Here is a 16,614-nt window from a genome sequence, read left to right on the forward strand (position 1 = left end):
GTCCGGCTGCCGCCCGTCCCGCCGCGGGCGCCCGCGGTCCCGGCGGGTGCCCCCGCGGCCCTGCGTGCCGCCGTCGGGCGCTGAGTGGCGTCCTGCACCAGCGCCGGCGTCAGGCCAACGGGGCTCGGCACCGCGCAGCGACCACCTCAGTCGGCGAGCCGGGCCGGGAACCCGCCGGTGGCCACCGGGCCCCAGCGGTCGATCGTGACGCGGATGATCGACTTGCCCTGCGCCACCATGGCGGAGCGGTACTCGTCCCAGTCGGGGTGCTCGCCCGCGATGTTCCGGTAGTACTCGACGAGCGGCTCGACCGAGTCCGGGAGGTCGAGCACCTCGGCCGTGCCGTCGACCTGGACCCACGGGTCCCAGTCGTCCGAGACGACGCACAGGCTCACGGCCGGGTCCCGCCGGACGTTCACGGTCTTGGCCCGCTCGGGGTAGGTGGAGACGACGACGCGGCCGGCGTCGTCCAGGCCGCACGTCACCGGTGACATCTGCGGGCTCCCGTCCCGGCGGCGCGTGAGGAGCACGGCCTTGTGCCGCGTCCGGAGGAACTCGAGCAGCCCCTCGCGGTCGACGCGGTCGGCGGTGGCGATGCGGCGGGCCATCGGGTCCTCCTGGCGGGCGACGGGAAAGCCCCAGTCTGCCGTGCGGCCCGCCACTAGACTCGACCGGGCCCGGTGCGACACCGGGCACACCGGCAAGAACCCACCCGTCTGGAAGGACGCTCGTGCTCCGCACCCACACCGCCGGCTCCCTGCGAGCCGAGCACATCGGTCAGTCCGTCACCCTCACGGGATGGGTCGACCGGCGGCGCGATCACGGTGGGGTGGCGTTCATCGACCTGCGGGACGCGTCCGGCATCGCCCAGGTCGTCATCCGGGACGAGGCCGTGGCGCACGGCCTGCGCAACGAGTACGTCCTGCAGGTGACGGGCGAGGTCGGGCGCCGTCCGGAGGGCAACGAGAACACCAACCTCGCGACCGGTGAGGTCGAGGTCACGGCCCAGGACGTCGTCGTCCTCAACGAGTCCGCGCCGCTGCCGTTCCAGGTGTCCTCGGCCCTCGACGAGACGGTCGGTGAGGAGGCACGCCTCAAGCACCGCTACCTCGACCTGCGCCGGCCCGCCCCGGCACGGGCGCTGCGCCTGCGGGCGAAGGCCAACGCCGCCGCGCGCCGCGTCCTCGACGCCCAGGACTTCGTCGAGGTCGAGACGCCCACGCTCACCCGCTCGACGCCCGAGGGCGCGCGCGACTTCGTCGTGCCCGCGCGGCTCTCGCCCGGCTCCTGGTACGCGCTGCCGCAGTCGCCGCAGCTCTTCAAGCAGCTGCTCATGGTCGCCGGCATGGAGCGCTACTACCAGATCGCCCGCTGCTACCGGGACGAGGACTTCCGCGCCGACCGGCAGCCCGAGTTCACGCAGCTCGACGTCGAGATGAGCTTCGTCGAGCAGGACGACGTCATCGCCCTGGGTGAGGAGGTCCTCGTCGCGCTCTGGGAGCTCATCGGCTACACGATCCCGACGCCGATCCCGCGCATGACGTTCGCCGACGCGATGGCCCGCTACGGGAGCGACAAGCCGGACCTGCGCTTCGGGCTCGAGCTCGTCGAGCTCACCGACTACTTCCGCGAGACGCCGTTCCGCGTCTTCCAGGCGCCCTACGTCGGCGCCGTCGTCATGCCGGGCGGCGGCTCGCAGCCGCGGCGCACGTTCGACGCGTGGCAGGAGTGGGCCAAGCAGCGCGGCGCCAAGGGCCTCGCGTACGTCACGGTCGGTGAGGACGGCGAGCTCGGCGGCCCCGTCGCCAAGAACCTGTCCGACGCCGAGCGGGCCGGCCTGGTCGAGGCCGTCGGCGCCGCACCGGGCGACTGCGTCTTCTTCGCCGCGGGCAAGGTCTCGGAGGCGCGTGCGCTGCTCGGCGCCGCGCGCCTCGAGATCGGCCGGCGCGTCGGCCTCGTCGACGAGTCGCAGTGGTCCTTCGTCTGGGTGGTCGACGCGCCCCTGTTCAAGCCCACGGGCGAGGACGACGACGTCGCCGTCGGCGGGGGTTCGTGGACCGCGGTGCACCACGCGTTCACGTCGCCCACGCCCGAGTGGATCGACCGGTTCGAGGAGGACCCGGGCGAGGCGCTCGCCTACGCCTACGACATCGTCTGCAACGGCAACGAGATCGGCGGCGGCTCCATCCGTATCCACCGCCGCGACGTGCAGCAGCGCGTGTTCGAGGTCATGGGCATCGGCGAGGAGGAGGCGCAGGAGAAGTTCGGCTTCCTGCTCGACGCCTTCGCCTTCGGCGCGCCGCCGCACGGCGGCATCGCGTTCGGCTGGGACCGCATCCTCACGCTGCTCACCGGCTCGGAGTCGATCCGCGACGTCATCGCGTTCCCCAAGTCCGGTGGCGGCTACGACCCGCTGACGGGCGCCCCGGCGCCGATCACGGCCGAGCAGCGCAAGGAGGCCGGCGTCGATGCCCGGCCCGAGGGCAAGGCGGCGCAGAACGCGCCCGTCGGCGGCCGTCCGTCGCCGGCCGGTGGCGGACCGGCCGCGTCGCCGGAGGACGCCTGACCTCCACCGCCGTCCGGCCCGAGGTGTTCGGGGCCTGGCGGACCGACCGGATGCTGCTGGGCGACCGCGTGCGCTGGCAGCGCGTCGAGGTGGCGACGTCGCCCGGTGACGTCGCCGTCCTCGTCGCGGTGCTGCGCGAGCAGCGCACCACGCTGCTCGCCCGCGGGGACGCGTCCGCCGCGGTCGCGCTCGTCGAGGAGCGGGTCGCGCGCCTCCGTGCCGAGGGTCGCCCGACGGCCGTCGGATGGATGAGCGTCCCGCGTGGCGCCGCGGTCGACGACGCGCTCCTCGGGACGCTCGGGCTCGCGCGCTACTCGAGCTGGGACTGGATGGCCACGGACGTCGAGCCGCCCGACGTCCGCGCGGAGGACGAGGTCGTGCGCATCGACCCGGTCGCCGAGTCCGTGGAGGTCCGCGCGTGCCTCGCCGAGGCGAACCCGGGGACCACCGCCGACCCGACCGCCTCCGACCAGGCCGCGTGGTTCGGCGTGCGCGACGGCGACCGCCTGCTCGGCGTCGCCGGCGTGTCCCTGCGTGGCGGTCCGGGCGACGACGCGTGGTCGTGGCACCTGCACGGCCTCGGTGTCCGCCCGGAGGCGCGCGGCCGCGGCCTCGGCAAGGCGCTGACGGCGGCGGCGACCCGCGCGGGGCTGCGCGCGGGTGCGGCGTGGGTCTCGCTGGGCATGTACGCCGACAACGACCGTGCCCGGCGCATCTACGAGCGCCTCGGCTACGTCACCGAGGGCGAGTTCGCGTCCTACGGCCCGCCCGGCGCGCGCCGCCCGCCCACCTGAGGCGAGCGCCTCCCGAGAGGGCGCGGCCCGGCACGGCCCGGCACGGCCCCCTGGGGGCGTCAGTGGCCGAGGTCGAACCGCTTCTGCAGCCGGCGCATCGGCGCGGGTGCCCACCAGTTGTACCGGCCGAGCAGCGTCATCGTCGCCGGGACCAGCAGCATCCGGACGAGCGTCGCGTCGATGAGCACGGCGACCGCGAGCGAGAACCCGACCTCCTTGATGACGAGCAGCTTGCCGACCACGAAGCCCGCGAAGACCACGATGATGATGAGTGCGGCCGACGTGATGATGCGGCCCGACCGCTGCAGCCCGAGCCGCACGGCGTCGTCGTTCGTGTGGCCGGCGTCCCACAGCTCCTTGATCCGCGAGAGCAGGAACACCTCGTAGTCCATCGCGAGCCCGAAGCCGAACGCGATGATGAGGGCGACGACGTAGGTCTCGATCCCGCCGGTCGGCGTGAACTGCAGCAGGTCCGCGAGGTTGCCGTCCTGGAACACCCACACCAGGACGCCCAGCGCGGCGCCGAGCGAGAGGGCGTTCGTGAGGAGCGCCTTGATCGGGATGACGACCGAGCCCGTCATGAGGAACAGCAGGACGAACGTGGCGAGCACGACGATGCCCGCCGCCCACGGTGCGCGGTCCACGAGCGCCTGGGTGAAGTCGATCTGGTTGGCGGCCGGCCCGGTCACCCACACGGGGAACGGCGCGTCGAGCGCGCGCGCGTCGTGCACCACGGCCCGAGCGACCGGCCCGCCCGCGTCGTCCGTGTCGGGCCGCACGCCGACGACGACGTACGGGCCGACCGGTGCCGGCGGGTCGACCGACTCGACGTCGGGCAGGTCGGCGAGCTCCTCGGCCCAGGCGGCGACCTCCTCGAGCGAGCCCTCGGCGACCACCCGCACGGCCGGTGCGGCCGAGGCGGGGTACTGGTCGGCGATCGTCTCGACGTAGTCGCGCTGGTCCGACCCGCGCGGCAGCAGCTCGACGGTCGAGTTCCGCAGCTCCATGTGGGCCGCGGGGGCCGCGAGGAACCCGAGCACCACGAGGCTGCCCGCGAGGACCCACCACGGGCGACGCTGCACGCGGGCCGCGAGCCGCGAGAACACGCCCTCCTCGGAGACGACGTCGCCCGTGCGCGCGAGGACCGCGCGCAGGCCCGGGACGCGGCTGATCAGGCCGGGGCGGGCGAGGCGGCGCCCCGCGAGCGCGAGCAGCGCGGGGACCAGGCTGAGCGCCGTGGCCACCGCGACGAGGATGACGGCGACGCCCGCGGACCCGAAGGCCCGGAGGATCGCGGGCTCGAAGACGACGAGGCCGAGGATGGCGATGGCGACCGTGAGGGCCGAGAACGCGACCGTGCGGCCGGCCGTCTGCATCGTCCGGCGCAGCGCGCGCTCGACGCCCGGGTCGCCGCGACGACGTCGGCCGCCCGTGGTGCCGTCGGGCGGGGGAGCGGCGTGCAGCTCCTCGCGGAAGCGCGACACGATCAGCAGCCCGTAGTCGATCGACAGGCCCAGCCCCAGGAGGGTGACCACGTTGACGACCGAGGAGTCCATGTCGAGCCAGTGCGAGAGCAGGTACACCGCACCCAGGCCGCCGGCGATCGAGGCGAGCGCGCCGGCCATGGGCATCGCGGCGGACATGAAGCCGCCGAACACGAGGACCATGACGACGAGGGCGATGGGCAGGGCCACGGCCTCGCCCGTCGCGAGGTCCCGCTCGACCTGCCCGGTGATCGCCTCGACGATGAGCGAGGTGCCACCGACCTGACCCGTCGCCCCGGGGGCGACGTCGTCGAGCGTGGCCGCGAGGACCTCCAGCTCGGCCTGGACCTCCTCGAGCGCCGACTCCTCGGCGGCCTCGCCCAGCTCGGGGTCCAGCTCGACGACCACGAGGAAGCCGTCGCCGTCCGCCGCCAGCAGCGGTGCGGCGGCGGGGCTCTGCGGGCCCTCCGGGAGCATGTACGGGTCGATCACCGAGACGACGCCGTCGACGCCCGTCAGCCGCTCACGCGCCTCCCCGAGGGGCTCGGCGAGCCCGGGGTCGAGCGGGTCGACGCCCTGCACGGCGAGCGAGAGGCTCGAGCCGGACGTGCTCTGCTCCTCGAGGATCGCGTCGGCCTCGGCGCTCTCCGAGCCGGGCACCTGCGGCGCCCCCGTCGAGAGGCGCTCGAAGAGCGTCTCGCCGCCGACGCCGACCAGGGCGAGCGCGAAGCAGGCCGCCGTCACGACCGCCCAGACGACGATGGTGCGGCGGGGGTGACGCGCCACGGTGCGGCCCAGGGAGTCGAACACGAGGGTCAGCATCCCAGGCGCCGGGAGCGCTCCGCACGACGGACCGCGTGGTGTGCACCCGCCCGACGGCGGCTGGCGCCGTCAGCGCGCGCGGAGCTCCGCCCGCACCGAGGTGCGGTTGAGGATCCTCAGGTCGCGGTTGAGGGTCGGACGCAACGCGCTCGGCAGGCGCTCGACGCGCAGGAGCAGGAACCGCATCCGGCGCGGGTGGCGCAGGAACCACAGCTCGAGCCGGCGCCGCCACCCGTGCTGCTGCGCGAGGTCGGTGATCGTCCCGAGCGCGGCCGCCAGCTCGATGGCGGCCGGGTACTCGCGCAGCGCGATCGCCTGGCTGTAGTCGTTGAGCGTCGTCTGGAAGAACCGGGGCAGCACCACGTCGTGGACGAAGTCACGGTTGCGCCGGTGGTCGGGCTCGAGCTCACCCGTCAGCTTGCTCAGGTAGATCATCCGGCTGCGCAGGAACGACATGCCGGAGCTCGAGCCGCCCACGTGCACGCGGTAGCGGATGGTGGGCAACGGCAGGTACTCGTGCCCCCAGCCGGCGGCGAACATGCGCACGAAGAGGTCGTCGTCCTCGTAGCCGCGCAGGCGCGGGTCGAACCCGCCGACCGCACGGACCGCCTCCGTGCGCAGGACGCTCGCCGAGGGCAGCACCATGAGGTCGCCCGAGAGGCAGGCCGTGAGCGTCGTCTTCGGGTGCGGGATCCGCGCCTCCTCGATGAAGGAGCGCGTGACCGTGCGCCCCAGCCCGTCGAGCTCCTCGAAGTCGGAGTACACCCAGCCCAGGTCCGGGTCGCGCTCGAGGATCGGAACGAGCTGGGCGAGGTGGGTGCGCCGCCACTCGTCGTCCTGGTCGATGAACGCGACCGCGTCGCCGCGGGCGACCCGGATCCCGGCATTGCGGGCCGCGGACTGGCCCTGGTTCGCCTGCCGCACGACCGTCAGCGGGAAGGGGAGGTCCGCGTCGAGCACGATCTGCAGCCCGCCGTCCGTCGAGCCGTCGTCGACGACGACGAGCTCGTCGGGGAGCCGCGTCTGCGTGGTCAGGGAGCGGAGCGCGGTCGCGAGGTACGCCTCGCCGTCGTAGAGGGGCAGCACGACGCTCACCGTGAGGCGGTCGTCCGGCTCGGGCTCCGGGCCCGCGGCGGCGGCCGCGGGCGCGGGCTCGGGGGGCGCGGTGGTCCCCGACGTGACACCCGGGGAGCAGACGCGCTCGGAGTCCGTCGAGGTCAGCGCGAGCAGCTCGCCGGTCCCCGTGGGCGCCAGGCCCCCGACCGGGTAGAGCCGGGCGACGCGCCGGCCCTCCTCGACGTCGTACGGCCACCGGACCTCGTCGTCGGCCAGGTGCCGGGTCTTGCGGGCCACGACCCAGCTCGAGCCGGGTGTGGCGAGCGTCGGCATCGTCAGGTGCTCGCGGAGCCACGGGCCGACCGGCTGCAGGCGCAGCTCGCCGTACGAGCCGGTCGCCAGCACCTCGAAGCCGGTCCGCGGACCGAAGAGCTCGGCGAGGCCCGCGGTCGTGAACCGCCAGAAGTCGTTCGGCTGGGCGTGCTCCGGCCACGCCGTGGGGGCGACGTGGGCGCTGAGGCCGCCCGGGAGCAGCACCCGGTTGACCTGGCCCGCGAGCATCCACGGGGCGACGACGTGCTCGAGCAGCATCGCGGAGTACACCATCGCGAACTGCCGGTCCAGGCTCGCCTCGAGGTCGTGCGCGTCCGCCACGACGTCGACCCCCGCACCGGGATGGATGTCGACGACGACGAGCTCCCGGTCGCCGAGCACCGCCTGCAGCGCATCGCGCTGCACGAGGTCCTCGCCGCGCAGCCCGATCGCCAGCACCGGACCGGGCGGGGCGCTCGTGACGAGGTCGCGGAACCTGTTCGTGAACGCGTCCTGGCCCGCGCCCGACGCGTCGAGCACGGGCGGCGGCAGCGGGTGGCGCGGGAGGTCGAGCCGGGTACGCAGGGACCCCGTCGCGGTGGTGAGCACGAGGTCGACGGGGCCGTCCGGCGGCCCGGGCAGGTAGAGCGCGAACCCGGCCTCCGCAACCTGCGGCACCTCGGGCCAGAACGCCACGAGGTCCGGCCGCAGCGTCGGCGCCTGGGACACGGAGACCTCCCGGCGCTGCAGCGCGATCGTCACCACGGGCTCGTCCCCGTGGTGCGCCCAGCCGCTCACGTAGGTGCCCGCCGCGTCGACCCAGTAGACGTCGACGGCGTGCGCCGGGCGCACGGCGGCCCTGGGGTGCATGGAGGTCCCGGGCAGCGCAGGGGTCCCGGGGTGCGCGGGCGCCGCGCGCAGCGCCACGAGCGTGGCCTCGTGCGCGGCGAGGCCGGCCTCGAGGACGGGGACCGGCTCGGGCTCCGCCGCGAGCGCGGCGCGGGCCTCGCGGGTCCACTCCTGCGAGCCGTCCAGGTCGCCGCTCGCGGCACGGTGCGTCGCGAGGCAGTAGAGGGCGTCGAGCCCGGCACGACGCACGCCGGCGTCGACCGAGCCGACGGCTGCCCGTGCGAGCGTCGCGGCGTCGGCGGACAGCGTGCCCGCAGGTCCGTGCCGACCGCGGGAGACGAGGTCGACGAAGAGGTCCAGCACCAACCGGTCGCGGGCGGGGGCGTCGAGGTAGGCGGCAGCCGCCCCGAGCGCCGCCGCGACGTCGTCGGGCCGTGCACGCACCGCGGCGAGTGCGCGGTGCCGCGCCGCGTGGGTCCGCAGGTCCGCCGAGTCGCCGTCGAGCAGCCCGGCGTGGGCGCGCCAGGCGTCGATCGAGGTGAGCGCCACGTCCATGAGGTCGGCGGCCCGGTCGGGCCGGTCCTCCGCGAGGAGCTTGAGCATCCCGAGGGCGTACGCGAGGCCCGTGAGGTTCCACGCCGGCGTGGCGCCGTCCCGGAGGGCGGCGAGGACGCCGGACGGCTCGTCGAGGTCGAAGCCGTGGCGCTCGCGCAGGGCGGCGACGGCGCGGGGGGCGCTGCTGCGGGCGACCGCCCAGTCGCCCCGGTTCACGGCGGAGCGCAGGTGCCGCGTCGCCATGCCGTTCGCGAGGGCGCTGCCGGTCGCGGCGCCACGTGCGCGCTCGTCGTAGTAGCGCTCGAGGGCGACGCGGTCGAGCGGTGCCCCCGAGGCGCGCTCGAGCGTCACGTCGGGGTCGAGGCTCGCGCGGGCGCGCAGCGTGCCGCCGTCGCGCCGCACGCTCACCGACCGGAATCCGACCTCGCGCAGCATCGCATCGAGCCCGGCGGAGCTCGCGAGGAAGGAGTGGAAGCCGGGGGACAGGGCGATGAGGACGTGCTCCGAGGGAGCGTCGGGCGACACCGCCTCGGCCGCAGGCGTGGTGAGCACAAGCACGCCCTGCGGCGTGAGCTGTCGCGCGAGCACGCGCAGGAACTCGAGCGGGTCGGGCACGTGCTCGACCACCTCGGAGGCGAGGACGAGGTCGAACGGCGCCTCGAACGTCGTCGAGGAGGTGACGTAGCCGTCGCGGATGTCCAGCCCGAGCTCCGCGGCGCCCCGCCGGCCGGCGAGCGAGGGCTCGGCGCCGACGACCTCCCAGCCATGCAGGAAGCGCCCCACGTCCATGCCGAAGCCGTAGTTGCAGCCGACGTCGAGCATCCGGCGCACCGCGCGCGGGTCCGGGACGTCGAGGCCCGAGGCGATGGCGTCGATCCCCGCACCGGCCTCGACGTACGCGTCCACCGAGGCGTCGTCGGGCGTGACGTCGCCGACCTCACCGCTCATGCGCACCGAGCCGCAGTCCGGGCAGCGCACGACCTCGATGCCGACCCGTCCGAGCGCGTTGACCTCGGCCACCTGGACCGCCTCGCCGGTGAACCGGCAGACGAGGCAGTCGAGGGTCGCGGCGTCGCGCCGCCAGTCGAGCTCGATCACGGGACGTCCCCCTCGCGCGTGGTGGCCCGCAGGCTACCGCGCGGCCCTGCCGCGCCAGCGTGGCCGCTCGGCACCGCACGCGCGGGCCGTCGGGTCGCCGTCGGGTGCCGTCGGCGCACGTGCGTAGGCTCCCGCCATGGACCTGTTCGACGCCGTGACCAGCACGGGCCAGGGGCTGCCCGGCGTTGGCAGCAGCACGCCGCTGGCCGTGCGCATGCGTCCGCGCACCCTCGCCGAGGTCGCGGGGCAGCAGCACCTGCTGGCGCCCGGCTCGCCGTTGCGCCGTCTCGTCGAGCCGGCCGACGACGCCTCGCGCCGGGCGGCGCCGTCCTCCGTGGTGCTCTGGGGGCCGCCGGGCACGGGCAAGACGACCCTCGCCTACCTCATCGCGGCGACCTCCGGCCGGCGGTTCGTCGAGCTGTCCGGCGTGACGTCGGGCGTCAAGGACGTCCGGGCCGTCGTCGACGAGGCCCGGCGCCGGCTCGCGACCGGCGGGGCCGAGACCGTCCTCTTCATCGACGAGGTGCACCGGTTCTCGACCACGCAGCAGGACGCGCTGCTCCCGAGCGTCGAGAACCGCTGGGTCACGCTCGTCGCCGCGACCACGGAGAACCCGAGCTTCTCGGTGAACTCGCCGCTGCTGTCCCGCTCGCTGCTGCTCACGCTGCGCCCGCTCGACACGTCCGACGTGCGGGACCTAGTGCGACGCGCGGTGGAGGACGAGCGCGGGCTGGGCGGCAGCGTGACGCTCGCCGAGGACGCCGAGGAGCACCTGCTGCGGCTCGCCGGCGGCGACGCTCGCAAGGCCCTGACCATCCTCGAGGCCGCGGCCGGGGCGGCGCTGGACGCGGGTGCTGCGGGAGCGGGCGGTGACGGGGCGACGGCAGACGGGACGGTGCCCGTCGTGGACCTGCCCACGGTCGAGCGCGCGATCGACGTCGCCGCCGTCCGCTACGACCGGGCGGGGGACCAGCACTACGACGTCATCAGCGCGTTCATCAAGTCCATGCGCGGGTCCGACGTCGACGCCGCGCTGCACTACCTCGCACGGATGGTCGTCGCGGGGGAGGACCCGCGGTTCATCGCACGCCGCATCGTCATCGCCGCGGCCGAGGAGGTCGGCATGGCGGACCCGTCGGCCCTCCAGACGGCCGTCGCCGCGGCGCAGGCGGTCGCGCTCATCGGGATGCCCGAGGCGCGGATCATCCTCGCGGAGGCGGTGGTGCACGTCGCGACCGCGCCGAAGTCGAACGCCTCGTACAAGGCGATCGACGCCGCGATCGCCGACGTGCGCGCGGGCAAGGTGGGCACGGTGCCGCCCCACCTGCGCGACGCGCACTACGCCGGCGCGCAGAAGATCGGCCACGGCCAGGGCTACCGGTACGCGCACGACGAGCCGCACGCCGTCGCGAGCCAGCAGTACGCGCCCGACGAGCTCGACGACGCCCGCTACTACGAGCCCAGCGACCGCGGCTACGAGCGCGACGTCGCGACCCGCCTCGCCCGGGTCCGCCAGATCCTCCACGACCGCTGACCGGCCCCTCACCGGCCCCGACTTTTGGAACGAGAACGACGCGTGGGCGTCGCCTGCGTTCCGAAAGCGCGGCTCAGCGGGCACGAAGGGCGGCGAGGGTGCGGGAGATCTGGTCGATGACGTGGTGTGGGCGTCGCGTCAGGTCCGCCCACGTGAAGCGGAGCACCGTGTACCCCGCGAGCATCAGACGGTTCTGCTTGTCGCGGTCCGCCTGGAAATGACCCACCGAGTGGTAGGCGTAGCCGTCGATCTCGATCACGAGCCGCTCGGCGGCGAACAGCGCGTCGGCCCGGCCGATGATCCCGGCGCCGTCGCTGATGCGTTGGTCGAACGCGTACCCCGACAGCCCGGAGCGGCGCAGGATCGATCGGAGGCGGCGCTCGGCAGCGCTCAGCGTGCCGGCGCGCGCGTCCTCCGACGCCTGTCGCAGGCGTCGATTGCCCCAGCGGCCCGGCGCGTCGGCGAGTGCCCGGTCGATGTCCGCAGCGTCGATCAGAGCACGCGTGACGCACCATGCGACGAGCGACTCCGATGCGGCGTCAGGGAGGAACCCGACGCAGTCGAGGATGGTGCGCCGCCGGCTCGTCACGAGACCGCGGCCGACGGCGACGGCGTCGCCCGGCAGCAGCGGACGGACGTGCAGGCGCACCCCGGCACGGCTGCGGGTCCGGCGGTCCACGATGGCGTGGGCCTCGGGGTCGGACGGTACGGGCAACCCGTGGAGTGCGGCCGCCGTCGTCAGGCACGCCACCGCTCCGGACCACGTGAGGCCGATCGCGGTGACGTGACGCGCCGGCGTCTGCGGCAGCCCGGGTAGAGCGAGGGCCTTCCCGAGGTAGGCCGACCACTCGCCCGAGCTGGTGCGCAGCTGGACCTGCCGGCGCGTGGCACCGGCGGCCCACGCCTGTGCTGGTGTGAACAGGCCCTGCTGGTGCACGGCGACGGCCGGCACCCAGCCGCGCGGTAGTCGAGTCACCTCTCGAGGCTCGTCGCTCGGTCGGGCCCCTGGTCGATCGGACCGCCGCACCTGTGGACGGTCGCGCCCTGTGAATCGTCGCGTCCGGCCGCTTTCGGAACGTAGGCGACGCAGGGGCGTCGCCTACGTTCCAGAACTCGTCGGGCGAGCGGAGGGTCGGGGGAGGGCGAGAGTGAGGGCGGGCAGGGTGCGGTAGGCTTGTCCGGTTGCCCGTCGCGGGCAGCCACCCTGGGGACCTCAGCCGCATCACGAAGGTTGGTCCCACACCCGCCGGAGACCCTCCGCTGCGGGATGTGCCACGACAACGACAGGAAGTTCCACGTGTCCTCTGTGACCCGCGCGCGCCGCCAGGTGCGCCTCTCCCGGGCCCTCGGCCTGGCCCTCACGCCGAAGGCAGTCAAGCACTTCGAGAAGCGTCCCTACCCGCCCGGCGAGCACGGCCGCGCCCGCCGCCGCACCGAGTCGGACTACGCCGTCCGTCTCCGTGAGAAGCAGCGTCTGCGTGCGCAGTACGGCCTGCGCGAGAAGCAGATGGCCCGCGCGTTCGAGGACGCCAAGAAGACCCCCGGCCTGACCGGTGAGGCCATGGTCGAGAACCTCGAGCAGCGCCTCGACGCCCTGGTGCTCCGCTCGGGCTTCGCCCGGACGATCCTCCAGGCCCGCCAGGTCGTCGTGCACCGCCACGTGCTCGTCGACGGCAAGATCGTCGACCGCCCCTCCTTCCAGGTGAAGCCGGGTCAGACGCTCCAGATCAAGCCCCGCAGCCAGACGAGCGACCAGTTCCGCGTCGCCGCCGCCGGTGCGCACCGCGACGTCCTGCCGGCCGTCCCGGGCTACCTCGACGTGCAGCTCGAGAAGCTGTCCTCGCAGCTGACGCGCCGCCCGAAGCGCGCCGAGGTCCCCGTGACGTGCGAGGTCCAGCTGGTCGTCGAGTACTACTCGCGCTGATCCCAGCCGCACACGACGCCCCGTACCCCGGCACCCGCCGGGTGCGGGGCGTCGTCGTCGGTGCAGCGGACGGCCGGTAGTGTCGTCCCGACCCCGGCGGCCCCCGCGCGGGGCCTGGCAAGGAAGGACTCCGCATGTCCCTCGGTGACGTCGCAGGGCTCATCGCCGCGATCGCCTTCGTGCTGCTCGTGGGGTTCCTCGCCGTGCCGCTGTGGAAGCTCGGGCGCACGTTCGACGCGGCCACGCAGTCGGTCAAGGACCTCACGGACCACACGGTCCCCGTCCTCGACGAGACGGCCACGACCGTCGCCTCGGCCAACGCGCAGCTCGTCAAGGTCGACACCATGACGACGTCGGCCGCCGAGATCAGCCAGAACGTCTCCGCGCTCACGGCGCTCGTCGCCGCGACGGTGGGCGGCCCGCTCATCAAGGTCGCCGCGTTCTCCTACGGCGTGCGCCAGGCGCTGTCCGACCTGACCGCCCGGTTCAAGTGATGCGTCGCCTCGTCTGGATGGGCCTCGGCGCCGCGGGCGCCGTGCTGCTCGCCGAGCGCGCCCGGCGCGTCGCCCACCGGTACACGCCCGCTGGCGTGACCGAGCAGGTCGAGGCAGCGGGCCAGCGCGCGGGGAGCGCCGTCCAGGGCGCGCTGACGACGTTCCGAACCGCCTTCGAGACGCGCGAGAAGGACCTCGTCTCGACCCTGCTCGTCCAGCCCGAGGGCGGTGACGCCCGCGCCGCGCTGCGTCGTCGGCACGACGAGGACCACGACGACGACGGCTACCTTGCCGGCCCGCGCGACGTGCCGTCCGACCGCGGGGCGAGCGCCCGCGCGGCCGCCGGCAGCGCTCGCCCGCCCGGGCGCGTCGACGACGAGGACGGCCTGGCCGACTTCTGACCCACCGCGGCGTGACCTGCGCCGCCCACCACCTGCCGGAGCGCCGACGTCGTCGGCCGTACCACCCGGCCGGGCGCAGGCCCGGCCGCAGACGTGAGGACACCATGCGGACCGCCGAGATCCGACGCCGTTGGCTCGACTACTTCGAGCAGCGCGACCACGCCGTCGTGCCGAGCTCGTCGCTCATCTCGCCCGACCCGTCGACGCTCTTCGTCATCGCCGGCATGGTCCCGTTCATCCCGTACATGCTCGGCCAGCAGACGCCGCCGTGGCAGCGCGCGACGAGCGTCCAGAAGTGCGTGCGCACCCTCGACATCGAGGAGGTCGGCAAGACCACGCGGCACGGCACGTTCTTCCAGATGAACGGCAACTTCTCCTTCGGCGACTACTTCAAGGAGGGGGCGATCTCCTACGCGTGGGAGCTCGTCACCGGGTCGCAGGCGGACGGCTTCCTCGGGTTCGACCCGGACAAGATCTGGGTCACCGTCTACCACGACGACGACGAGGCGGCCGCGCTCTGGCGCAAGGTCGCGGGCCTCCCGGACGAGCGCATCCAGCGCCGGGGCAAGAAGGACAACTACTGGCACACGGGCCAGCCGGGCCCGGGCGGTCCCTGCTCGGAGATCTACGTCGACCGCGGCCCGCAGTACGGCCCCGACGGCGGTCCGGTCGTGGACGAGGACCGGTTCCTCGAGATCTGGAACCTCGTGTTCATGCAGTACGCGCTCGAGAACGTGCGCGCCAAGGACGACTTCGACATCGTCGGCGACCTCGCCCAGCGCAACATCGACACCGGCATGGGCCTCGAGCGCGTCGCGTACCTCCTCCAGGGGGTCGACAACCTGTACGAGATCGACGAGGTGCGTCCGGTCATCGACGTCGCGTCCGAGATCTCGGGCCGGAGCTACGGCAAGGACCGGGACGACGACGTCCGGATGCGCGTCGTCGCCGACCACGTGCGCTCGGCGCTCATGCTCATCGGCGACGGCATCACGCCGTCCAACGAGGGCCGCGGCTACGTGCTGCGCCGCCTGCTGCGCCGCTCGGTCCGCGCGATGCGCCTGCTGGGCGTCGACGAGCCGTCGATGCCCGCGCTGCTGCCGACGTCGATGAAGGCGATGAGCCTGTCGTACCCCGAGCTCGAGACGGACTTCGCGCGCATCTCGCGCATCGCGTACGCGGAGGAGGAGGCCTTCCGCCGCACGCTCGTGGCGGGCACGACGATCCTCGACACCGCGGTGTCGCAGGTGAAGTCCGCGGGCGGCACGCGTCTCGGCGGGGAGCAGGCGTTCGCGCTGCACGACACCTACGGCTTCCCGATCGACCTCACGCTCGAGATGGCGCAGGAGCAGGGGCTCACGGTCGACGAGCAGGGCTTCCGCGACCTCATGAAGGCGCAGCGCGACCGCGCGCGCGCCGACGCGAAGTCCAAGAAGGGCGGGGCGACGACGTCGACCGCCTACCGCGAGCTGCGCGAGGCGGGTGCGACCGAGTTCACGGGCTACACCGAGCTCACGACGCCGTCGACGGTGCGCGGCCTGCTGCGCGACGGTGCCGTCGTGCCGCGCGCCGAGGAGGGCGAGACGGTCGAGGTCGTCCTCGAGCGCACCCCGTTCTACGCCGAGTCCGGCGGTCAGGAGTCCGACGCGGGCGTCATCACCGCCGACGGTGCGCGCCTCGAGGTGCTCGACGTCCAGCGGCCCATCAAGGGTCTCGTGGTGCACACCGTGCGCGTCGCCGAGGGCGAGGTCGGTCCGGGCACCGAGGTGCTCGCCCAGGTCGACCCCGAGTGGCGGCTCGGCGCGCGCCAGGCGCACTCGGGCACGCACGTGGTGCACGCCGCGCTGCGCGAGGTGCTCGGGCCTGACGCGCTCCAGTCCGGCTCGTACAACAAGCCGGGCTACCTGCGGCTCGACTTCTCCTGGAACCAGGCGCTCTCCGCCATGGCGCGCAGCGAGGTCGAGGAGGTCGCCAACCGCGCGATCCGCAGGGACCTCGGGGTGTCGTGGCAGTACATGACCCTGCCCGAGGCCAAGGCGTGGGGTGCGATCGCGCTGTTCGGCGAGACGTACGACGAGCAGGTGCGCGTCGTGGAGATCGGCGGCCCGTGGTCGCGTGAGCTCTGCGGCGGCACGCACGTCGACCACTCGAGCCAGATCGGGCTCATCGCGCTCACGGGGGAGTCGTCCGTCGGCTCCGGCTCGCGACGCGTCGAGGCGCTCGTCGGCATCGAGGCGTTCCACGCCCTCGCCCGCGAGCGCGCTCTCGTCTCGACCCTGACCGACACGCTCAAGGTGCGCCCCGAGGACCTGCCGGAGCGGGTGGCAGGCGTGGTCGCGCGTCTCCGCGAGGCCGAGAAGGAGCTCGCGAGCCTGCGTCAGGCGCGCCTGCTCGCCGCGGCGGGCGGCCTGGCCGAGGGGGCCACGGTCGTCGGCGGCGTGCGCGTCGTGACGCACGAGGCGGGCGAGGTCTCCTCGGCCGACGACCTGCGCACGCTCGCGCTCGACGTGCGCGGCCGGCTGGGCGAGGAGGCGGCTCTGGTCGCCGTCGGCGGCGTGGCCAAGGAGCGCCCCGTCGTGCTCGTCGCGACGAACGCCGCCGCGCGCGAGGCCGGCCTGCGCGCGGGCGTGCTCGCGAAGATCGCGGCCGGCGTGCTCGGCGGTGGCGGGGGCGGCAAGGACGACGTCGCGCAGGGCGGCGGGAACGACGCCGCACGGCTGAGCGA

At 74.3% G+C, this 16,614-nt stretch carries 11 protein-coding genes; 7 read left to right on the top strand and 4 right to left on the bottom strand.

Features of this window, described 5'->3' with window-relative positions:
- Window positions 1-146 precede the first annotated feature (146 nt).
- The gene (locus ICW40_RS11785) at window positions 147-608 is read right to left on the bottom strand and encodes a PPOX class F420-dependent oxidoreductase (RefSeq protein ID WP_221654181.1); all 462 of its coding nucleotides are present in this window, start codon (window positions 606-608) and stop codon (window positions 147-149) included.
- Between the two features lie 122 nt (window positions 609-730).
- Here ICW40_RS11785 and aspS point away from each other — a divergent pair, with 122 nt between their 5' ends.
- Both aspS and ICW40_RS11795 read left to right on the top strand, forming a co-directional pair.
- Window positions 731-2,566 carry an aspartate--tRNA ligase gene (aspS, locus tag ICW40_RS11790; protein ID WP_221654183.1) on the top strand — a complete coding sequence of 612 codons (1,836 nt, stop codon included), beginning with the start codon at window positions 731-733 and terminating at the stop codon, window positions 2,564-2,566.
- A 50-nt stretch (window positions 2,567-2,616) separates the two neighbouring features.
- Window positions 2,617-3,360: a GNAT family N-acetyltransferase gene (locus tag ICW40_RS11795; protein ID WP_221654185.1), complete on the top strand. Its 744-nt coding sequence runs from the start codon at window positions 2,617-2,619 to the stop codon at window positions 3,358-3,360.
- 59 nt (window positions 3,361-3,419) lie between these two features.
- Here ICW40_RS11795 and ICW40_RS11800 read toward each other — a convergent pair whose 3' ends face one another.
- Window positions 3,420-5,654, bottom strand: coding sequence for an MMPL family transporter (locus ICW40_RS11800; protein ID WP_308121768.1), 2,235 nt, complete (start codon window positions 5,652-5,654; stop codon window positions 3,420-3,422).
- A gap of 81 nt (window positions 5,655-5,735) precedes the next feature.
- The gene (locus tag ICW40_RS11805; RefSeq protein WP_221654188.1) at window positions 5,736-9,536 is read right to left on the bottom strand and encodes a glycosyltransferase; all 3,801 of its coding nucleotides are present in this window, start codon (window positions 9,534-9,536) and stop codon (window positions 5,736-5,738) included.
- Between the two features lie 136 nt (window positions 9,537-9,672).
- Here ICW40_RS11805 and ICW40_RS11810 point away from each other — a divergent pair, with 136 nt between their 5' ends.
- The gene (locus ICW40_RS11810; protein ID WP_221654190.1) at window positions 9,673-11,070 is read left to right on the top strand and encodes a replication-associated recombination protein A; all 1,398 of its coding nucleotides are present in this window, start codon (window positions 9,673-9,675) and stop codon (window positions 11,068-11,070) included.
- Between the two features lie 73 nt (window positions 11,071-11,143).
- On the opposite strand, the gene ICW40_RS11815 is transcribed toward ICW40_RS11810, so the two are convergent.
- Window positions 11,144-12,046, bottom strand: coding sequence for a DUF559 domain-containing protein (locus ICW40_RS11815; protein ID WP_221654192.1), 903 nt, complete (start codon window positions 12,044-12,046; stop codon window positions 11,144-11,146).
- A 321-nt stretch (window positions 12,047-12,367) separates the two neighbouring features.
- Here ICW40_RS11815 and rpsD point away from each other — a divergent pair, with 321 nt between their 5' ends.
- The 4 genes from rpsD to alaS all read left to right on the top strand — a co-directional run.
- Window positions 12,368-12,994, top strand: a complete 627-nt coding sequence (rpsD, locus tag ICW40_RS11820; RefSeq protein ID WP_221654199.1) for a 30S ribosomal protein S4 — start codon at window positions 12,368-12,370, stop codon at window positions 12,992-12,994.
- Window positions 12,995-13,128: 134 nt separating this feature from the next.
- Window positions 13,129-13,488: a DUF948 domain-containing protein gene (locus tag ICW40_RS11825; protein ID WP_199424074.1), complete on the top strand. Its 360-nt coding sequence runs from the start codon at window positions 13,129-13,131 to the stop codon at window positions 13,486-13,488.
- Entirely contained in the window at window positions 13,488-13,889 is a 402-nt protein-coding gene (locus tag ICW40_RS11830) for a hypothetical protein (protein ID WP_221654201.1), read from the top strand. Before ICW40_RS11825 ends, ICW40_RS11830 begins: the two co-directional genes overlap by 1 nt.
- A 104-nt stretch (window positions 13,890-13,993) precedes the next feature.
- Window positions 13,994-16,614, top strand: a 2,621-nt coding sequence (gene alaS, locus ICW40_RS11835) for an alanine--tRNA ligase (protein ID WP_221654202.1), incomplete at its 3' end; no start/stop codon positions are given.

The organism is Actinotalea ferrariae (assembly GCF_019733465.1).
Taxonomy (GTDB): domain Bacteria; phylum Actinomycetota; class Actinomycetes; order Actinomycetales; family Cellulomonadaceae; genus Actinotalea; species Actinotalea ferrariae_A.